The 21,112-nt window shown below is 34.9% G+C and carries 20 protein-coding genes; 1 reads left to right on the top strand and 19 read right to left on the bottom strand.

Annotated elements, in window-relative coordinates:
- Positions 1 to 137: 137 nt before the first annotated feature.
- The 19 genes from GQ46_RS06545 to GQ46_RS06460 form a co-directional block, all read right to left on the bottom strand.
- Positions 138 to 1,019: a hypothetical protein gene (locus GQ46_RS06545; RefSeq protein ID WP_044399483.1), complete on the bottom strand. Its 882-nt coding sequence runs from the start codon at positions 1,017 to 1,019 to the stop codon at positions 138 to 140.
- A gap of 169 nt (positions 1,020 to 1,188) precedes the next feature.
- A complete protein-coding gene (locus GQ46_RS18120) occupies positions 1,189 to 1,383 on the bottom strand; it encodes an integrase core domain-containing protein (RefSeq protein WP_082041716.1) in 195 nt (64 codons plus the stop codon).
- Positions 1,384 to 1,585: 202 nt separating this feature from the next.
- Positions 1,586 to 2,152 (bottom strand): RDD family protein, encoded by a 567-nt coding sequence (locus GQ46_RS06540; protein WP_044399481.1) that lies wholly within the window; start codon positions 2,150 to 2,152, stop codon positions 1,586 to 1,588.
- A gap of 308 nt (positions 2,153 to 2,460) precedes the next feature.
- Positions 2,461 to 2,919 carry a hypothetical protein gene (locus GQ46_RS06535; RefSeq protein WP_044399479.1) on the bottom strand — a complete coding sequence of 153 codons (459 nt, stop codon included), beginning with the start codon at positions 2,917 to 2,919 and terminating at the stop codon, positions 2,461 to 2,463.
- The gene (locus GQ46_RS06530) at positions 2,882 to 3,361 is read right to left on the bottom strand and encodes a Panacea domain-containing protein (protein ID WP_044399477.1); all 480 of its coding nucleotides are present in this window, start codon (positions 3,359 to 3,361) and stop codon (positions 2,882 to 2,884) included. Before GQ46_RS06530 ends, GQ46_RS06535 begins: the two co-directional genes overlap by 38 nt.
- A 666-nt stretch (positions 3,362 to 4,027) precedes the next feature.
- Positions 4,028 to 4,267, bottom strand: coding sequence for a hypothetical protein (locus GQ46_RS06525; RefSeq protein WP_156133112.1), 240 nt, complete (start codon positions 4,265 to 4,267; stop codon positions 4,028 to 4,030).
- A gap of 375 nt (positions 4,268 to 4,642) precedes the next feature.
- Positions 4,643 to 5,122, bottom strand: a complete 480-nt coding sequence (locus GQ46_RS06520) for a hypothetical protein (RefSeq protein WP_044399474.1) — start codon at positions 5,120 to 5,122, stop codon at positions 4,643 to 4,645.
- Positions 5,123 to 5,317: 195 nt separating this feature from the next.
- Complete coding sequence (locus tag GQ46_RS06515; protein WP_197077342.1) at positions 5,318 to 5,782, bottom strand: DUF4274 domain-containing protein; 465 nt, start codon at positions 5,780 to 5,782, stop codon at positions 5,318 to 5,320.
- Positions 5,783 to 5,995: 213 nt separating this feature from the next.
- Positions 5,996 to 6,376 (bottom strand): hypothetical protein, encoded by a 381-nt coding sequence (locus GQ46_RS06510; protein WP_044399467.1) that lies wholly within the window; start codon positions 6,374 to 6,376, stop codon positions 5,996 to 5,998.
- Positions 6,377 to 6,386: 10 nt separating this feature from the next.
- Complete coding sequence (locus tag GQ46_RS06505; protein WP_044399464.1) at positions 6,387 to 6,659, bottom strand: DUF3781 domain-containing protein; 273 nt, start codon at positions 6,657 to 6,659, stop codon at positions 6,387 to 6,389.
- Between the two features lie 199 nt (positions 6,660 to 6,858).
- Positions 6,859 to 7,146, bottom strand: coding sequence for a type II toxin-antitoxin system RelE/ParE family toxin (locus tag GQ46_RS06500; protein ID WP_044399461.1), 288 nt, complete (start codon positions 7,144 to 7,146; stop codon positions 6,859 to 6,861).
- Positions 7,139 to 7,378 (bottom strand): CopG family transcriptional regulator, encoded by a 240-nt coding sequence (locus GQ46_RS06495; RefSeq protein WP_044399450.1) that lies wholly within the window; start codon positions 7,376 to 7,378, stop codon positions 7,139 to 7,141. Before GQ46_RS06495 ends, GQ46_RS06500 begins: the two co-directional genes overlap by 8 nt.
- Before the next feature lie 650 nt (positions 7,379 to 8,028).
- Complete coding sequence (locus GQ46_RS06490) at positions 8,029 to 8,913, bottom strand: succinylglutamate desuccinylase/aspartoacylase family protein (protein ID WP_044399443.1); 885 nt, start codon at positions 8,911 to 8,913, stop codon at positions 8,029 to 8,031.
- Between the two features lie 111 nt (positions 8,914 to 9,024).
- Positions 9,025 to 10,077 (bottom strand): glutathione synthetase, encoded by a 1,053-nt coding sequence (locus tag GQ46_RS06485; RefSeq protein ID WP_044399441.1) that lies wholly within the window; start codon positions 10,075 to 10,077, stop codon positions 9,025 to 9,027.
- Between the two features lie 2 nt (positions 10,078 to 10,079).
- Positions 10,080 to 11,900 carry a flavohemoglobin expression-modulating QEGLA motif protein gene (locus tag GQ46_RS06480; protein WP_044404669.1) on the bottom strand — a complete coding sequence of 607 codons (1,821 nt, stop codon included), beginning with the start codon at positions 11,898 to 11,900 and terminating at the stop codon, positions 10,080 to 10,082.
- 470 nt (positions 11,901 to 12,370) lie between these two features.
- A complete protein-coding gene (locus GQ46_RS06475; RefSeq protein WP_044399438.1) occupies positions 12,371 to 12,982 on the bottom strand; it encodes a YkgJ family cysteine cluster protein in 612 nt (203 codons plus the stop codon).
- Between the two features lie 223 nt (positions 12,983 to 13,205).
- Positions 13,206 to 14,681 carry a DUF1573 domain-containing protein gene (locus tag GQ46_RS06470; protein ID WP_044399429.1) on the bottom strand — a complete coding sequence of 492 codons (1,476 nt, stop codon included), beginning with the start codon at positions 14,679 to 14,681 and terminating at the stop codon, positions 13,206 to 13,208.
- Between the two features lie 157 nt (positions 14,682 to 14,838).
- Positions 14,839 to 16,752 carry a molecular chaperone HtpG gene (htpG, locus tag GQ46_RS06465; protein ID WP_044399419.1) on the bottom strand — a complete coding sequence of 638 codons (1,914 nt, stop codon included), beginning with the start codon at positions 16,750 to 16,752 and terminating at the stop codon, positions 14,839 to 14,841.
- Positions 16,753 to 16,953: 201 nt separating this feature from the next.
- Entirely contained in the window at positions 16,954 to 19,398 is a 2,445-nt protein-coding gene (locus GQ46_RS06460; RefSeq protein ID WP_044399417.1) for a S9 family peptidase, read from the bottom strand.
- Between the two features lie 406 nt (positions 19,399 to 19,804).
- Here GQ46_RS06460 and GQ46_RS06455 point away from each other — a divergent pair, with 406 nt between their 5' ends.
- Positions 19,805 to 20,815: a 3-oxoacyl-ACP synthase III family protein gene (locus tag GQ46_RS06455; protein WP_044399412.1), complete on the top strand. Its 1,011-nt coding sequence runs from the start codon at positions 19,805 to 19,807 to the stop codon at positions 20,813 to 20,815.
- Positions 20,816 to 21,112: the final 297 nt, after the last annotated feature.

Genomic DNA, 21,112 nt, shown 5'->3' with positions numbered 1-21,112 from the left:
TAATTTGAGGGAATCAAGATTTAGGGTCATGCATCTAGTGAAAAACAAAAAGCCCTAAAAAAGGGCTTAAGTGGTTTCAATTATTAAATTGTCATGGTGTCGTATGACAATAAGAAGCGGTGGATAGACCCTCTTTTTTAATATATGAATTCTGTTTTTTCATTTGTAAATGTAGTAGTTTCAGGAGAAGGTAGTGTTCTTATAGTAGTTCCTGAGATGATAATTTCGCTTAGCCTTTCATTTGAATCAAGGACATATTCATAAGTAATAGTTTCATATTCACGTCTGATTTCTCCTTCAAACGTATTGTTTATTGATATAATATTGTTTTGGTTGCTTAGTCCAGTTTTATCATGTAATAAGATGTAGTCGAATCCTAAATTTAATGGGCTTTCAATAGCAAAACCGCTATATTTTATATTCGTCTTATTATCATAGGTGTAAATACTGGTCTTAATTAGGAAATTTCCTGTAGATACAGTTTTTACAACGTTTCCGTTCTCTACCGTAAATTCGATTTTTTTATTTAATCTATAGTCTGGATTTGAAAAGGGACCTGTGGATTTGGAATAGAACTCAACTTTAGAAAGGTATTGATTTTGGTAAGTATAATTAATAGAATCTTTTGCCTCTATACTAGGACTATTCGTATACGAAGTCGTTTTTTCGTCTATTATAAATTGAACGGTGTTATTATTTAAATGGATAGACCTTTTACCAGTGACATCACCTGATGTAATTTCGGCTATTATATCTAATTCAATCAAGTTGTTGTTTATATAATTTACGCCATAGGTGTAGGGAAAATTGTATATTGTAGAAAGCTGATCATTATCATAATAAAAATCAAGGTTAGTATTAATCCCAGCCATCCCGTTGGTGTTTGAGGAAGTAGGGTATTTTACGTTTTTTACATTTTTATTTACAATAGGTGTTTCGGTAGGCGTCTGTTCTTCATCAGACGAAGAACAAGAATAGCTCAGGATAAGTAAAAGGGTTAGCAGTTTTAAAGTTTTCATAGTTTTAATTATGGGTTTTTAATGATTATACAGAAATAGGGTCGCATCACAAAGTAAATTCAAACAACTACATTGTATTAAGTCATGTTCAAATTTGAATTTTGAAGTGCAAATATATATGTAAACTCATTTCGTTTTACAATTTAATTTTATTTTTTTGTGTGAGCCATTATAATAAAAAACTGTAAGCTTCCCCACATAGGGCACCTCTAAATTCATCAAATCTGGGCAGATACTCTTTAGTAGTTTTATTTCCTAATGACTTGTGTGGGTGATTGTAGTTATAATCTTCTCTCCAGTTACTGCTGATTTTTTGAAGTTGATAAATGTCATTAAATAATAAGCATACAATATATCCTTTCAAGAAAAGAGGGTTTTCTGTGTGTTGTTTTAAGCGTTATTATTTGAAAAGAGGCAGACTGTGTGTAATAAGTGGTTAAAACAGGTTTTTGCCATGACTAAATCCGCCTTACTATAGGATGATAGGTATAAAAGCTTGATAGTGAAGACTTAATGAGATTTTAGTTGTTTTTTGTTAGGGTGCTTTGTTCGCAAACGTTTTTAATTCATATTCGACTTAAACCGTAAAAATAAATTCCACCGATTATTAAAATTCCGATAAAATTTATTTTCAGAGTTGTGCTTTTTAAATCAGTCCAGATTGATTTTAATTTTTCTTTTTCTGATTCGACAACTTTAGTATTTGCAATAAAATCTCCAATTCGTCTATCTGGATTTATAAATCCGATAACAACTTCTAAAGGCCAAGCAACACAGATTGTCAAATTCCGCACGAAGCATTGTAATTCGGTTGCTGGTTTTTCCGTTTTTCGATTTATTACTCGATAGCCTAAAATCCGTTTAGCAGGACTTTTGCCTTTAAAAAAGTCTTTATTTAAATAAACAAAAACCATTATAAAGAAAGCAAAGAAACCCATACCGTCATTCATTTTCAATCCGATATTTTCAGATAGTATAGTCAGGATAATTGCTGGCGGAATAATCAAAATACAGATTAGAAAATGGTCTAATAGCATACTCGAAATTCTTCGAAGTCTATAGTTTCTATCAACTGTTTTTTTTAGTACTCCAACAGCTGAAATTCCGTTAGAATTTTGATTGTTTTCGGTCATTTCTTAAATGTTCGTTAAGGGTATGCTTTACAAAAGTTAAAGATTAGACTGCTAATTTAGCAAATACAAACCGAATAGAACCGAGCGAAGCGAACTGGCGGAGCCAAATTTTCGAGACAGGAGCAAAGCGAACTGGCGTCAGCAATTTTCGTAAGTAGGCTTACACTAGCAATTAATTTTATACGATGTTACCAACCGTTTTTTAATTCAGTTCGCACGTTCATTGACATACTGAATACTTTATTTTTTGAGGGAAGACAGATTGCTGACAGGCGGAAGCAAAGAAATATTAACAACTCTGAAGTTTGTTACTTTGTTCCATTATTATTGTCGTTTCTATAAAACAGATATTTTAAAACAAGAATGTAAAATGCAAAAATTGAAGCGGTTAAAGAGCCTATGACAAATAAAAACTCAGCTTGAGACAAATAAAAGCAAGTCCATTGGTCACCAAATCCTTTAAGTAAAATGATTACACCTATAAATATTGCCCAAATTGAGGAAAATTTAAAAGCTAATTCTGCATTTTTCTCTCTTAATTTTCTTTCAGATTGATTATTTAATTTTTTTATTATAAATTCTTCGTGAGTTAAATACTCTCCGAAATCTTTAAAATTGCCTGTAAAATTAAAAAGAACATCTTCTTCTTTGCTAGATTTATTATCTTCTTGGGAATCTATATCACTTGGAGGACTTTCATTGAAAAAATTTTCAGCCTCTGAACCAATTTTAGGCTGTTGCTGTTGCTCTTTTTCTTCTTTTTTCATCAATGAAATTTTTGTAATACTGCTCTATAGTAAAATTGTCTATTACTCTATTATGTAGATTGTTATAGGTATTGTGCCAAGGAGAGCCCTCTTCGTGAGTACTAGACGATAGTTGTAGTCCATCGAAACGCTTATAAGCATTCCATATTACATTTATAAATTTCGAATCTTCTTTACTTAATTCATTTTCCGAATATATACTAACAGCTTCTGGGTCAACTGAACGTTGAGCATATCTTCTTATTATATGGTATAAATCTGGAATAACAGGACCGAATTTCCATGCTTGTATTTCATTAGAAAATAAAGGCTTGCTAGTGAAACCTAAATAATATCCATGCGCTATGTAAGTCAGTTTAAGAAGTTTCATTGGAGGCATAGACACACCTTCTTCTTTGGCTAACTCAATGAATTTTTTAGCAATGTCAAAACAATTATACATTTTCAATGAGTGAAATTTAGTTTAATCAAAGTTACAATATAATAAAATATTATGTAATTAAATATAAGTTAATTTATATGTTAGACGTATTTAGTCTGTTATAAGTTACATTATTAAGTTCATATACTAAAACGTTTTGTGTTAAAGTATATTATATCCGCAAGCAAGCTAAAAAAGGAAGGGAAAAATAAAGAGATTTCAGTAGTCAAGATAGTAATGAGTGAGTAATGGTTGGTAACAAAGAGATGTAGTTAACTAAAAAAATGACATTAGTGGTTTACATAATTTTAGTTCTTATCCACGCGCTATGTAATACAGGTTCAATAGGGGGCATTTTTATACTAAAGTGCTTTACTATTCTTAATAAACGAAGCTACAGGATTATGCTCAGCTATCCTATACTTAGCATTACGTGTTTTTTTGAAGTTATAAATGTTGGGTGACTATTTGTTGCGGGTAACCGTAAGGATTAGAAACGAATCGTCTTATAATCACGAAACTACGGTAATTACCGATAGTTTCGTGATTTTTAAATGGTCTTTACTAGGCACTTATCTTATGCCTAGCGCTTAAAGCACCCCATAAAAGGGGACTAAGAAGATTTTAAAAAAGCAGTTAAAAAGCAAAAGCTTGTTTTTCAAGGCTTTTACTAAGTATCCTTAAAATCTATTTTAGATCAAAAAAGAAAACTTCACCGTTGGTGAAAACAATTAAAAATCCAACCAGGTTCCCATTGTTGTAAATAGGTACAATGTTTTCTATTCCGGGATCAGAAGTTATAGCGCTAACCGAAACCGTTTTAGCAATTGAATTAGTACTAACAGCAAGCTCCTGGTTACTTGCACTCATTGAAAAGCTAGATAAAAGAATTGCTAAGCATGCAATCTTAAAAAAAATCTTGTTCATAATCAAATAGTTTTAAATTAATAATATTGCTAATTAACTTGAAAATGAGGGATGTAAAAAACTAACGTGAGTCCTATTTATAAAAAGGACTATCAAAAACTTTGTAATTTATTATTTACGTACAGTTTTAATACTCGTAACTATAATCCGGCTTTCGGAGCACTTTATGAGCGCCTATTTGCCAAAGAAAACCGCAAATTAGCATTAATTGCTGTGTGTAATACATTGTTAAAACGGTTTTTGTTAGGGCTAAATCGGGCTTACTATAGGATGCTAGTTATAAAAGGAGGTTAGTGAAGACTTAATGAGATTTTAGTTGTTAGTTAGGGTGCTTTGTTTTCGTTTGTTAGTATTGCTTTCTTTTTAAAGGCATTATTATCGCAACCATTTTTTCATTATCGGAAATTCTTCTGCATTGCATAGAGACATCCACTCCAAGAGCGGCAAGCCTATATAATTTTTGCTTTTGAATTGTTCCATTAACCATGCTGAGTCATTTTTATATCCGTCTGGATGAAAGACAATTTCAAAATCCAGTTCTAAATGATATGCTGCGGCATAAGACCAAAGAATAGCTGCAATTTCGTCCCCTGAAGTTGGCCAATTCTCACTAATTTCAGGTGTCCCTATAAGTGCCCTGTTTTTTTTGTCTGTTACAGCTATATGCCCAGCTTCATGCAATAAATCACCTGGATATTTTAATTGTTCTAAATCCATTAAAATGGTATTACTATAAATACTGAGACCTGGTAGAAATGTATCGTTTGGCAACTGCTGTTCAACTACTTCAATATTTATGGCATGAAGAAAGCTAACGATCACTTCTCTTATATTTTGATTAGTGTTTAATTTCATAAAGCAATAGGCCTGTTTTTAATGACACACAGGTGTTGTGTATGGTTAGTTAGGTGGTTAAGCAACTAATTTAGTAAATACAAACCGAATAGACGCGAGCAAAGCGAACAGGCGCAGCAATTTTCGTAAGTAGGCTTGCACTGGTATTTAATTTTATATGGTGTTGTCTTTAGTGCTTTCCGCAATATTTGTTTTTTACAATCCAAATCCGAACGGTTTTTTACCTTTAATTCCGTTATTCAATTCAGTTGGAAATTTCCAAATATCTAATTTAATTTCCCAATCAGTTTTATATCCTTCTTTGGCTGGTATGAACTCAAATTTACTTGCTTTAAAATCATCTTTCTTAAATCGCTCGACAATCTTTTGAAGCATATGCCAAACATCAGCTTGATAGCTTTCGATTGTTTCCGCTGTATAATCGTAATAATAATCAGGTTCCGCTCTCCAAAAAATCAAACACGCAGTTCCCTTATCGCATTTTGGGCTATTAATTATCCAACCCAAAACAAGTGTTCCGTCATCCCAATTATAGTTGTCCGCAAGATAATATTGTTCCGCTGAATTTAGAGTTTGGAATTTTTTGAAATCGGGAACAGTTTCTTCATCATTTTCAATATCATCGTCAAATGAGAATTCGATAAAGTTCTTTTTTATCATCAGAATTTTATTCGGGCGTATTATCATTTCCTATCCATAATATTTTTAGTTTGCTCGTCTACTCTGTTCGCTATTCAGCCATAATTTCATCGCTCGAACAATGTTTTCTTCATTAAAGACAACAAAAAGATATAGTTAACTAAAAAAATGACATTAGTGGTTTACATTAGTTTTAGTTCTTGTACACGCGCTATATTACCGGTTCGTTGTTTTCTATTTGTGCCATTTAGGCAACTTTCCAGTCTGCTCAACAAAGTCTTTTAGCATTTCAACTTGTTCTTTCTTTTGGTCGTCTTTGTCATTTGTTACATACCAGTAAATGTCAAGTGCATCTGTTCTGTCTTTTAACATTTGGTAAGTCCAACCTGTTTTTCTTGAGTTTTTATCGTAGTGAATTCCATTTACAATTTCGTTAAATAGTCCGCCAGAATTTGAGTAGCCAATATAAACCAAGTTAATATTTCCGTTTCGTAATTCTAATACCTTAAAAACACCATCTTTGTCTTTTGGTGCATTGCAAACTTTTTCTAATTCTTTTTCTGCTTCAAAAAAGAAATGGTCTTTGTCTGTATATTTTTTCGGCTCTTGGAACATGATCTAATTGCTATTTCCTTGTTTTTTTATTCAACCTGTCTGCTGTAATTATTCTATTGGTATAAGAATTAATTGTCAGTCTCACATTTCTATAATTGTTTGTAATGTAAATATTTTTTCCTGTTTTTTGAAATTTTTTTGTATCTGTTCCTTCAATGATTTCATAAATCATTTTCTCAATTTCATCTTTTTCGAGTTGTGTATTTAGTTTCTTATTAATCCGGTCATAAACAAGAGCAGTATAACAAATTTTGTTTAAGATTTCTGATTTATAGTCTTCCATACTAAGTTTTGCTCAATTTTTATGATTTAGGTTCAGTGTGTTAGTCTTCCAGTGACGGCTAACGTTTGGTGTAAGGATAGTTGCGTTGATAAGCCACTAAAATAGTAAATATTAGCGAGCCAGAGGAAAATCCGCAGGATTTTTCGAGTAAGAGAGAACCAAGCAATTATATTTACACATTGTTACCAACTGTATTTTTTTAAATTAAATTTTTTAAATCTTGTCGACCAACAATAGCCATTATCTCAACAATATCACCATTAATTTTATAGAACACACTATCCGATCCACAGACGCAACGTCTATATCCAGTTTTAATAAAATTAACTGATTCGAATGAATATGGCCTTTGAGAGATAATATCAAAGTATTCAAAAAAAGAGTCAAAATATTTGTCAGCTTGCGCCATACCAAATTTTTTAACTCCGTAATGATGAATTCTAATTAAGTCCTCTTTTGCAGTGTTACTTAATTTGTATTTAGCCATTTAATAAGCTCTTAGATTGAGATAAAATCTGCTCTTTACTATCAGAGGTAAACCCACTGCTTTCTGCCTTATCTAACTTTGCAGCAATCCAATCAATTTGTTTCTGCTGTTTGCGTGCTTGTCTAATTAAGTCATTAACAAGTTCACTTTTGCTTGAGTATTCATTATTCTCAACCTGAGTTTTTAACCAATTATCATTTGGTTCAGTAAAAGAAATGCTTTGTCGTGCCATGAGATGCGTTTTTGATGTAAAATTACACCAAAAATCTCTGTTTCCCAAATTTTTTAATTAAAAGTATTGGTTTTTTTGAGAGTAGAGTGGTTATAGTTGGTAACAAAGATATATAGTTAACTAAAAAATGACCTTAGATGTTGATATTAATTTTAGTTCTTGTACACGTGCTTTGTTTTACCGGTCTAAAAGGGGACATTTTTATACTAATGTGCTTTGATGAAACCCAAAACGGTAGTATCTTCATTAAAACTATTTTTTAACGGCCGTATTACTATTCTTATACAGCCTATAGGTAGAATTCCCTGTTTTTTTTGTGAAGTTATACTAGTTTTTTACTACTTATTAGGCGTATTTGTAAGCCAACAAAATAAATAAGTTTTAACTAAAGAATCATTTTAAGAAAAGAGGGTTTATGTGAGTTTTCATAATCTTTTTATTAGAAAACACAGTGTGAAATCCGCTGCTTTTTAATGTTGAGATTGGGAGGTTGCGCAGAAAGGTAATGCTTGGCTAAAAATCACTTGCCACAACAAAAGCAAGACACTCATATCGGAGGAAGAAGAAAATCGAATACGATGTAAGCGTTTAATCAACGTGGAAATTACTTTAATAGTGCAAGAAGAATTTAAAAAAAAATAGGATTGCGTTTATTCTTGAACCACAAAAAAACCATCATTGCCCTGTTCTTGGTACAGTGGCATAAAAATATACCCGTCCCATTGGCTTATAATTCTTTTGTTATTATGTATCGCTAAAAAGTCCCCTTTTTTAATGGGTTGAAAATTTTCATAACCAGGTTGCATTTTAAAAGCATCTCCATCTTCAAGTCCGTGCCTATATATTATTGTAAAGGTTTTTTGTGATGGTGTGCTTCTCTTTGTTTTTAATACAGCTTTTGGAATTTCTGAAAGTGCTTCAAAGTTTAAATCACAAGCTTCTTGAAGTGCAGTCCAAATAATCCCCTCATGATAGGTAGCAGCATCTTTGCTCTCGTGCTGTCCGGCTTCTACCGCGAAACCTGTTAATTTTTTTTCACTAAAATAGCCATCAATAGTGCCCTTAACAATATCTGAAAATCCCTTGATAATATGAATGGGAAACCGTTGTGCCCATGCTAAATTATTGCCAATCTCCTGCACCGAAATATAGGGCAAGCTCGCTGAAGAAGTGGTGTGGCAATCTATAAAATACCGCTCACTGAAACCGCTTTCCGAAAATTTTTGCAGGGTTTCAATGATCTCAAACATTTCTTTTTGTTCATTAGTCACTTTGGTATTAGTTGCAATAGTCTGTTTGGTCCACGTTCTGTTTAAATCTTCATCTATAAAGCGCACCTTCTTTTGCGCCGCTGTGGTATTTCCTATTATGCCTACAACTGTTCCGTTAATAGTCGGTTTTTCTGATTTCAAGATTTTAAAGATATGCTCCAATGCTTTTATGCCACTGGGTTCATTGCCATGAACCGCAGCAGTAACAAACAACAATGGTCCCTTTTTGTCACTCGAATATGTTCCTATAATTCTTTTTGTCATCTTGTGTTTTTAAATAGTGTTCCTTTTGGTTTTAAGTAGAGATCTATGCGTAGGCTAAGCCAAACAGCTTGCGAAGTGTGTTTAACAGCATCGCCTACTCAGGTTACCCTTTTAATCCATAGTGGCTAGCACCTTATTCTCAAGTGTGTTATGGTATAGCTTTTTGTACTCCATTTTGCGTTCAATGGCTTTTATTACTGTTGTTGTAAAATCAGGCAAGCCGATGGCCTCACAATAATCCAAACCTCCGGGACTAAGCACGTTTATCTCAATGAGTTTGTCCTCTACAATGTCGAGGCCTACAAAAAAGAGCCCATCTTTAATGAGTTTTGGAGCAGTGATATCCACAATGCGCTGCATGGCTTTTGTGTATTTTGTTTTTTCTGCCTTTGCACCAAGAGCCAGATTGCTCCTAAATTCGTCTTTATCGCTATTTACACGTCTTATTACTGCTTTCTCACCATCTTCTTCAAGAACTTTTCCATTCATTAAAATCACACGTACATCTCCCTTTGATACCTCTGGTAGAAATTCTTGGGCTATTACATACCCTTGGCTGCTTAAGGTTTCAAAAATTTGGTTAAGATTCTTTTTGTCTTTACCTATAAGATATACATTCTGACCACCCGAACCTTCTAAAGGTTTTAAGACCATTTTTTTTCCTACTTCTTCCCAAAACTTAATAAGATCGTCCATATTTCTGGTGACAATGCTATCTGGTTTTATAACAGAAGGCAGTTCTTCGAAATAAAGTTTATCAATAAAGGCATGAGACATTGCAAAAGCGTCATTGAGAACCAGCACGCCCTCCTGTTGTATCATTCTAGCAAAGGCAATGCCACTGTGTTCTGCCCATTGACGGTCATCTGCTTCTTCGGTTGGATTGTTTCTGAGGAATAAAACGTCTAAATCTTTACTTGTAATGACCTTTGGCTTACTAGAATCTTCCTGTACCTGCGTCCAGAATTCTGTGACAGAGGTATAGTCAAGATTTTTCTTCACTTTTTTGCATCTCAAACTCATTGGGGCATCGTGATGAAATACAAAATCACCTACGCCCATTACATATACTGTATGACCGCGTTCATAGGCTTTTTTCATTAATACGACAGAAGTCCCAACGGGTTCGTTTTCAATAGCGCTTATTACAAAACAGATGTTCATGGTTATATCATTTTTGAAAGAGAAAGTCCCTTTTTTAGATTAATTAATTTTTTGTTGAAATTTTTATGCTCGAAATAGCGAGGGGTTAATTTAGGAGCAATCACCAAATCCCGGTCTGTAAGGTCCTGAATGACGTTGACGTGTTTTAATGCAAATTTCCCCTTTAACAAGGGCTGCAGTTCGCCACCATTGACCAAGTAGTTCCTAAGCCTCACCAGACCTTTCAAGTAGATAATGTCTTTTAAAAATCCGCCCCCTTGAAACATTCGTGAGGTCATATTAAAAGCACGTTCTTTAGTAAAATCGTAACGGGAATAGAGTTCAAAAAATACTTGGTGAAAATCTGCTCCTTCCATAAGGGCTGCTCCCGCGACTACACGTCCTGCCAAGATGCGAAGCCTGTTCCCCGAAAGGCCACCACATAAATACTCGCTCAAAACGGCGATACCCTCCTGTAGTGCATCATAATTTGCAAGCCCAGAGGCCATTTGCGTGAGTGGCTGCTGTGCCCCATTATAGTAGGTGAGGACATGAGTACCTATTTCGTGTTGTATGAGTGCTTTTGCATCTTTTTTTGTCATCGTATAATCCCGGGGGAGATATAATTCACCTTTACTTATCATCATCACATTTACGTCGTCCCGTATGTGCACTTTGCACTTAAAATTGGGATCCTGTTTTTTGAAATAATCAAATTCGGAATGTGCTAGTTTACTAAATTCTTGGCTGTTTATCTGTGCTTTTTTTTCTTCCTCATGGTTTTCGTTTATATTCTGTAAGATGAGTTGGGCTTCTGCCAACACATCTTTATCCAGCCCTTTGTAAAGGCGCACACTGCTGTAAAAAAAATTTTTTGAGCCACGTTCTTTTAGCATGGTGAGCTCGTGATCTATTTCTTCCCGCTTTTCGTCAAACAGATAAGAAATCGCCGGGTCATCGATTTCGTCAATGCGAAGATTGTATAATTTTCGTTTTAAAATATCTGGATCTACCGGCAATAAACGGTAGTGATAACGGTCTAGTTTTTTAAAATGTGATTCAAAAAACTGACTCCTTAATGCCTGAATATTTACTGGCGCCACCAATAATAAAAACGGGTAACTGTTTTCAATCTTAGAAAGTTCTTTGTCTATTTTAAATACTTCTTTATGAATGGCGCGCTTGCCCAATGCATTATAATTTACAAGGGATGAGGTGGTTTGTATACGTACAAATTCAAAAATCGCTTTTTGTATAGCCTTGATAAATTGATCTCTAAAATCCCTGAAATAAACAGGATATATCACACCTTGTTGGTTTTGATAGACAGGAGGAACCTCCAGACTTATATAGGTTGCCCCTTTTTTTCTGATGCCTGAAATATCAAACAGTGGCTCTTGCTGTGCTTGACGTTGTTTTAGCTGCTCGATAGTCACGCCTAGCGTTACATTATATTGTCTGCTTTTTATTTTAAGTAGTTCTTTTTTTAATACATCCAATGATACTGGTAATTTATGCGAAGGCCCACGGATAATAAAATGCTCACTATTTGTTGCTCCTATAGAAATTTCAAGAACAATAAAAGCTCCAAACTTTTCAGACATCAAGGCCGTAAGGTCATGTATGAATTTTTTATAGTAATCAAACTCATTTGTGCCAATGATTAGGTAAGATGCACCACCGCGCACTAATCTTTTGCTTGTTGTTTCATTAGGACCATCGCGATAGATTAGGAGTGCTGGAACGTCGTGTTCTAAAAAGAGATACCCTCCGTGAGGGAGGGGTGTCACTGTTCTATTACCTTGTTCTAATGCTGGAACTAACGCTTTGACGCTAGGAGCCATATCTTTTGAGGAGACCTCGATATTCATGATTGATTCTTTAACGATTTAAACTAAAGATACTAAAAACAATATTTTTGAAAGGTGGGTTTTAAATATGTTTAACACTATTTGCAGCGCGTTTAAGATGAGAATGCTGTATGCGAAAAACTGAATATTCCCATTTAAAGTGGTAATAAACTGCCCTTAAAATCACTTCTTTTTGTAAAACAGAAGTGACAGGCTATCGCAATTATTCGATGACAATTCTTCAGAGATTATTATGTAGAAGGGTTAATAGTATTATTAAGGCAAACGATAGGTTTTAAAGCCGTGTTTCTTGGGCAATACATACCCTCCTATAACTGCGAAAACAGAAGTCATGAAACGCAAAAGTGCTGTCTGTTCGAAACCATTACACGCTATTTGCATTTGTAAGCGTAACAGCAGTTAGTAAATTACTAGCTGTTTTTTAGAAACTTCAACAATTGCGTCTAGGCACTATTCGCCAAACCACTAGGGAACGGTCTGTACGCGTAATACTGTAAGACTTCTTCCAAGGCTAATTTTAGGGCAATAGTAATAGGCACAATGCGGTTTCCCATATTAAAATCAATTTGAGACAACTGCATATAGTAGTCTGTAAACATCGGGACATATAGCCCCTTGCTAATCGCGGCTACAGTAGTTTCATAGCTCTCTTTCTGGTTGTCTTTAATAATTTTGCAGGTTGCTAATCGTTTTTGGCCATATTTATCGTTGGTAGCAGCATAAGCAAAAAGCCGGCATATTAAGCCGCGGTATTTATAGTTGCTACACTTCCCTAACGTACTGTCTACAATGTTTAGTGGCTGGTATATGTGGCAAATAGAGTGCTTTTCTTTGGTGTTTAGTATTTTAAGCGTGGCTTCTGCTTGTCCGTTTAAAAAGAGATGAAACGCCCAGGGCAAAAACTCTAAAGGTGAGGCTTCAACAGTGGGGTTGGTGCAACAATTACCACAGCCCGCTAGACAATGTAGTTTGGTCTTGTCTTGAAACGCCGAAATTTCTAAATCAAGCTGCTCATATAATCCTTCCACCAATCTCACTCTTCGCGCTATAGACATTCCGTTTTTTTTGTTGAAGGTACGCTATAATTCTATCGTTTAGTGGTTTTAACAGTTTATTCGTATCTAGTAATAAAACGACAAAGTAGGGCTTAGTTTTTTCTCTGGAAAAGTGTATAGGAGTAAGGAAAGTTAAATAAAAAAACCACCTTGTGTTTACAAGGTGGTTTTTTTATTCAAAGGCTTTAAAAGTAAAGGCCTGTAATTCTCAAGTAGAGGATAACTATAAGGAACAGTTTCCAGAATTAAAATCTGAAACGCTTGGATTGTAAGCATTGTTTGACACACTTAATGTATTAAAATTCCCACTGTTGATGACGTTATTTAATGCACAAAAATCAGTCAAGTTCGAACAGTTATTTACATAGATGTTAGCACCAACAGCCGTTAAATTTTCTAAACCATTGAGGTCCGTTGAGGTGATGCTAGAGATAAAAAGATCACCAGTAATATTGGTTAAAGTGTTTGTTAGCCCTGTAGTGTCAGCACCACTCACTATGGCAAGTTCTCCATCTATTGTTGTATAGTTTTTGCTAATAAAATAATCACGCGCACTCGTGTCGCCAATTCTTATAAAGCCATCGTAAACGCCATCAGCAACTGCCTTTTCGCATTGGTTTATAATAGCGCTTGCGCCAGAAGGGTTGTATCTATTATACCGCATCTCTACAAAGCTAATAAATTGTAGGCCCTGTGTTTGAATTAAATTGACTAATCCGCAATAGCTAGATAATTGTTCATTGAAGGAGATAGATATCGTGTTTCCCACATGAATAACATTCGTTAAGCCATCTAAATTGGTAAGTGACACGTTGTTAGTGATCTCAAGCTTATTAATGATCGTAGTTAAGTTTAAAAATACACTAAGGTCCGTTATTAAATCATTATTTGAAAAAAAGAGATACCCCAGGGAGGTCATGTTTTCAAAAGCACTTAAATCATTCAAATTGGGGTGTTGGGCAATTTGTAAAATACTAAGCGTATTAGAAATGCCAGAAAGCACATTGTAGTTCTCGATTAAATTATTAGCAACCAAAACTAAACGATTTTCAATGGCGAGATTCTCCAGTCCTTGTAGACTACTCAATTGCGGGTTGTATTTAATATCTAGACCATTTGTTGCTTCAAGATTAGACAGTGCCGTTAAATCTGTAATACTTGGAGAGCTCGCGTCTCCTATATATAAGTTGCCAGTTATTTCTATATAACCCAGCGCTCCAAAATCGTCTATTTCTTGTTGACTACGTAAAATCACATCGCCTTCAAAAATGTTGCTCGTGCCAATCCCCGAAAGTAAAAGACTATTTTCTCCAGAAATCGCGTTGCTGATAATGATTAAATCGCCACTAATTGCGCTCATTGTTTCAGGGCTAAAGGTGACTTCAACAACCACCGTAGCGCTTGGAGAAACAGTGACAGCATTTTGGTTTACTGTAAAAGCGGCAGGTGTGGTAATATTTGAAATAATTAAATCTATAGAGCCCGTGTTTTTTATTTCAAATTGCTTAGTAAGTGCAGCACCCTGTACTACTTGTCCAAAATCAATAGTCGTATTGTTTTCAGAAATTATTTCTATCATGGCGTTTTGTGCCATTTCATCTTCTTTTGGGTCATTCTCGCTACTACACCCTATTAACAATAGCGCAATTAATAATAGTTTTAATTTAAATAGTCCCGGTAGGTTTAATTGTTTAATCATCTTTAACCGTATGTTTAGAGTTTGTAAAAAAATTCTGGCAAAGATACTTTTTTATTAAATAGAAAAACCACTCTATTTTCACAGAGTGGTTTTTAGTATTTAGATTCAATTAAAAAGATTGCGACGACCTGCGTCCTCGGAATGACAGACTACATTTTTATTTAATCATTTCATAGCTGCGCTTAATAAAATCGCTCAATTCTTTTCCTTTTAAAAGTCCTTGAGATAAACGCGCTAAATCGATGCTTTGCGTGATTAAACGTTCTTGTTTTTTCTTCGTTTTGGTTGCTAAAATCTCACCAACCAATTCAGAGTTTGTATTCACCACTAAGTTATACATGTCTGGCATATGACCCATGCCAAACATACCGCCACCCCCGCCAGAAGCTTGCATGTCTTTCATACGACGCATAAACTCTGGTTGTGTAATCATAAATGGTGCCGCTTCACTATCTTGAGGCTCTAATTGTACCATGAATTTTTCTGAAGGAATCAACTCTTTTAGTAACTCGTCCAACATTTTTGTTTGGTCTTCGTCTAATTTAGAAATCGCAGTTTCGTCTTTCTTAATTAACTTATCGATAGCATCTGCATCGACACGTGCAAACGTCATGTTCTCTTTTGAGCTTTCTAATTTCTGCATTAAGTGCGATACGATAGGCGAATCTAATAACAAGACTTCGTAACCTTTAGCTTTCGCTGCTTCGATATAAGAATGTTGCTCATCTTTATTACTGGCATATAAAACCACCATTTTACCGTCTTTATCGGTTTGGTTTGCTTTAATGGCGTTTTCTAATTCTTCGTAGGTGTAATACTTACCGTCTACCGTTGGGTAAAGTGCAAAAGCATCTGCTTTTTCAAAGAATTTGTCTTCAGAAAGCATGCCGTATTCGATAACGATTTTTATGTCATTCCACTTGGCTTCAAAATCTTCACGGCTGTTATTAAACAGTGATTTCAATTTATCGGCTACTTTACGTGTAATGTATGATGAGATTTTCTTCACAGCACCATCCGCTTGTAAATACGAACGTGAGACGTTTAATGGAATATCTGGCGAATCGATAACACCACGTAACATGGTTAAGAATTCTGGTACAATACCTTCAACATTATCGGTGACATACACCTGATTTTGGTACAACTGAATCTTGTCCTTTTGCGCTCCCATATCTGGAGATAACTTAGGGAAATATAAGATTCCTGTTAAGTTGAATGGGTAGTCTACATTTAAATGAATGTGAAATAAAGGCTCTTCAAATTGCGAAGGATATAACTCTCTGTAAAAGCTCTTGTAATTTGTATCTTCTAACTCTGCTGGCTGTTTGGTCCACGCCGGATCAGGGTTATTGATGATATTATCTACCGTTATTTTACGTTGCGGTTCCTTTGTTTCTTTTCCGTCTTTATCTTTAATAGTCGCTGGTTCATGCTCAGGATCATTAATCTCCTTAGTTCCAAATTTAATTGGAATAGGCATAAACTTGTTGTACTTAGAAAGTAAGGCGCTAATACGAGCGTCTTCTAAAAATTCTGTCGAATCTTCAGCAATATGTAAGATAATTTCTGTGCCTCTTTCTGTTTTATCTGAAGCTTCTAAAGTAAATTCAGGAGAACCATCACAGGTCCAATGTGCTGCAGGTTCATCTTTATGCGATTTAGTAATAAGCTCAACTTTTTCTGCAACCATAAAGGCAGAATAGAATCCTAAACCAAAATGACCGATGATTCCTGAGTCTTTTGCTGAGTCTTTGTACTTGTCTAAAAACTCTTCAGCACCTGAAAAAGCAATTTGGTTAATGTATTTTTCTACTTCTTCAGCAGTCATCCCTAAACCTTGATCGATGATGTGTAATTTCTTGCCTTCTTTATCGATTTTTACTTCAATAATAGGGTTGCCATACTCAGATTTCGACTCTCCAATACTCGCTAAATGCTTCAGCTTTAAAGTTGCATCTGTAGCATTACTAATGAGCTCACGTAAAAATATTTCGTGGTCACTGTACAAGAATTTTTTAATAAGTGGGAAAATGTTTTCAACTGAAACATTAATATTTCCTTTTGCCATAATTTAATTTATTAATTATTCCCACGAAAGTGGGAAACTGTTTGTTATTTATAATTCCCACGTAGGTGAGAATCTTAGTTATTGTATTTAAATGATTAAATCATCAATTTACAAGTCAACAAAAATGCCAAGTCATTATTTGTGACAAGTTGACATAAAAAAAAGCCACTCGGGAGAATGGCTTTTTTGAAGTGAAAAAAATTATTCTTTTATTGATTCTTTAGGCGTGTCAATTGTTTCTTTATCTTTTAAATATTTTTCTAGCCATTGATCTTGTTCCCAAAGTAAATGCATAACAGATTCTTTAGCTCTGTAACCATGACTTTCTTTAGGTAACATAACTAACCTTACTGGAGCACCAAGGCCTTTAAGGGCGTTAAAATAGCGCTCGCTTTGTAAAGGATAGGTTCCAGAGTTGTTATCTGCTTCGCCATGGATTAGAAGTAGCGGAGTTTTCATGGTGTCTGCATGCATGAATGGAGACATATTGTAATAAATTTCAGGAGCCTCCCAGTAATTGCGTTCTTCACTTTGGAAACCAAAAGGTGTTAACGTTCTATTGTAAGCACCACTCCTTGCAATTCCAGCAGCAAATAAATTAGAGTGTGATAATAAATTAGCAGTCATAAAGGCGCCATAAGAATGGCCACCAACCGCTACTTTATCTCTATTGATATAGCCTAAACTGTCTACGGCATCAATCGCTGCTTTAGCATTAGATACGAGTTGTTTTATAAAGGTGTCATTTGGTTCATCACTTCCTTCCCCAACGATAGGAAAAGACGCATCGTCTAAAACAACATAGCCTTTGGTTACCCAATAAATTGGTGACCCGTAATAGGGGTAGGTGAACGCGTTAGAACTCTTGGTGTTTTGTCCAGCATTACTTTTATCTTTAAATTCTTGAGGATAGGCCCACATTATCATCGGGTATTTTTTTCCTTCTTCAAAATTAGTAGGTAGGTATAGCGTGCCAGAGAGTTCCAAGCCATCTTCGCGATTATATTTAATCACTTCTTTGTGTACATTTTGGATACTGCTAAACGGGTTTTTAAATTGAGTTAAAGGCACAGGAGCCGTTTTCTTTTTAATATTCCTAATGTAGTAGTTAGGATATTCGTTTTTAGACTCTAATAATACTAGTATTTCTCCTTTTTTTAGATCTAAAGCAGATGAAATATTTTCAATTTTATCTGTTAATTGTGCTTGATATAATCGCACCGTTTCTTTAGTTTCTAAATTCATTTCATCTATAAAAGGAAACTTACCACTGTCACTGTAACCATCTCCCATTAAATACACATTATCTTCTACCATATCTAAAGTATAGCGCCCATACTTATTGCGCTTAGAAATAAATGTCCCGGGATCATTATAACGATCTTGGTAATTTCTATCGATAAACACAACGGCTTCAGAGGCTGCATCTGAAGGGTTAAACAGGTAAGATTTTGTGTTTCTGGTATTCCACCAATAGTCATGCGCGATTGCTGTGTTATAATTTCCCCATTCTACATTATAAAAACGACCAATAGTTTTTAACAGCGATTTTGGGTTGCCTTCAAAGGGAGCATCTAATTGAAAGACTTCATCTCTATAAGGGACTTCTATTTCTGGATCACCTTCATCAAGAGCTTCTGCCCAAACTAATGATGCAGGTTTATCATCTCTCCAAGAAAGATTTCTTTTACCTTTTCTAACGGCCATAAAGCCTTTTGGTAAATCTTCTATTAAAGGAACTTCTAGAGCAGTCTTTACTAGTTTTGCTTTTTTATCGACTATATTTATTTTAGAAGGAAATCTAGAATAAGGAACCAAATAAGAAAAAGGTTTTTCTATAGTGGTTACCATAATATAATTACCATCTGGAGAAAAAGAAATGTCACTATACATAGCACTTTTCATCCATAATTCGGCAGTTCCTGTTATAGCTACTTTTTGTAATTCAGACACTACTAATTGCTCAAAATTATGTTCATCTGTTTTATTTTTTAAAAGATCTTGATAGGTTCTGTTTTGTGCTTTTTTGCCAGCTTCACTCACAGAAATCGTTGGTCCAGTTGGAACAGCCGTTTTAGTATCAATTAATGTTTTTCTGTTTTTATTCAAAGTCTTAACGAGTAGTGATTTACTATCTTTAAACCATGAAAAAGGAGTTCCAGTATTCGCATTTAAATTTGATGCTGTGATTTTATTTACGGCTTTAGTGGCAACATCTAAGATCCAAAGTTCTACACCATCACTTACCGTATTTGTAAATGCCATCATTTTTTGGTCTGGAGACCATGTGAAATTGGTATATCGGCCTGCTTCTGGCAAGCCATTTACTGCAGTCTCTTGCTCATTTCTTCCGGTTCTAACTTTAATATCATTATAATAGGTTTGTCTGCTATTGATATTTGTTTTTGGATTTATTCTTAAACCACCTAATCGCATTTCTTTTTCAGAAAGGGTTTCGATGCTTTTAAAATTACTTCTGTAGAGGAAAACAATATTTTCTCCTTGATCATCCATTCTTATCGAAGGGGCTAGTGGTGCTTCAGCCAGTTCTAATATTTCATTAGAGGGTTTTTGATAGTTGAGGTTTTCTTGAGAAAAGGCGAATGCGCATAAAAATAATGCGGCTAAAAAAGTGGTTTTTTTCATGTTATGTTTAATGATGAGAAGGTAAAACTATTCAAAAGTGTCTATTTTTCTATTAAAAGAACGTTAAATGTAAAGACGGGTTCTCAGCTTTTCTTACTGCCTTATGGAAAAATGTTTTCTTATTATTAAGAGACAGCAAAAAGAGTAGCAGGCCAAAAACGACCTTTTTTAAACAACATGGTAAATTAGGAATCTGATAAAAAAGCCTAAAAATATTATGCACGCATAATGAATAATACATATTATTTGATTGTTTATAGCTGAAATACTTAAATTGCGCGACTGTTTAAAGGGCAATAACTCCTTCCTGAAGATTCAGAATAAATAGCAGTAAATAACAATAAGACTTCCGCCTAAGTTTATCTTGAGAGAAGACGAAAGCTAGAAGCGAAAATAAAATTTTTCGATGTACAATTCAAAAATAATTGGCTTAGGCAAGTACGTGCCAGATAATGTAGTTACCAATGAAGATCTGTCAAAAATGATGGATACTAATGATGCGTGGATTACAGAACGTACAGGTATAAAAGAACGCCGTTGGGCCGTTGAAGGCTCTGGAGATACTACGGCAACAATGGGCGTAAAAGCTGCTAAGCAAGCCATTGAGCGCTCAGGACTAGATAAAGACGACATTGATTTTATCATTTTTGCAACCTTAAGTCCAGACATGTATTTTCCTGGTCCGGGTGTACAAGTGCAGCATGCCTTAGATATAAAGACGGTTGGTGCTTTAGATGTACGTAACCAATGCTCTGGATTCGTCTATGCTATTTCGGTTGCCGATAATTTTATTAAAACCGGCATGTACAAAAACATACTGGTAATTGGTAGCGAACTGCATTCTCATGGTTTAGATAAAACAGACCGTGGACGTGGTGTTTCAGTGATTTTTGGAGATGGAGCAGGGGCTGCGGTATTAACGCGAGAAGACAATAATGCTAAAGGTATTTTATCGACGCATTTGCATTCACAAGGGGAACACGCCGAAGAACTGGTGGTAAAAGCACCAGGAATGGGAACGCGGTGGGTCACCGATATTATTGCTGAGAACAATCCAGATGACGAAAGTTATTTCCCGCATATGAATGGACAATTTGTATTTAAAAATGCAGTGGTTCGTTTTAGCGAAGTGATTATGGAAGGTTTAATGCAAAATAAATTAGGCAAAGAAGATATCGATATGTTAATTCCGCATCAGGCGAATTTACGTATTGCACAATTTATACAGAAGAAATTTGAATTGGGTGACGACCAGGTGTATAATAATATTATGCGCTACGGAAACACAACAGCCGCTTCCATACCTATTGCCTTAACTGAAGCTTGGGAAGAAGGGAAAATAAAAGAAGGAGATACGGTTGTTTTAGCTGCTTTTGGTAGTGGTTTTACTTGGGGGTCAGTGATTATAAAATGGTAATTTCTCAGCTTAATCCTCCTAAAGGGTGGAGAGCTAGTTGTTAAAGGATGAAATTCGCTTAGTGTTGTCTCTTTTAAGGGAAGCGCTCAAAAGAAGCGTAGGCTTCTTGAGTCTGTGTCTTAATTATATAAGAATAAAAACTCCTGGTTTTACAGAAAGACATAAAAAGCCCGAAACTTACGTTTCGGGCTTTACAACTATTAATCATATAAACTGTTTACGACTCTTAATTGGAAGACTAATTCAAATGTAAGGATTTCGTGTTTTATACAAGTATTACCATTAAGACGCTTAATT

The sequence above is a fragment of the Lacinutrix sp. Hel_I_90 genome, from assembly GCF_000934685.1.
Taxonomy (GTDB): domain Bacteria; phylum Bacteroidota; class Bacteroidia; order Flavobacteriales; family Flavobacteriaceae; genus Lacinutrix.
This window is presented reverse-complemented; position numbering and strand designations above follow the sequence as displayed.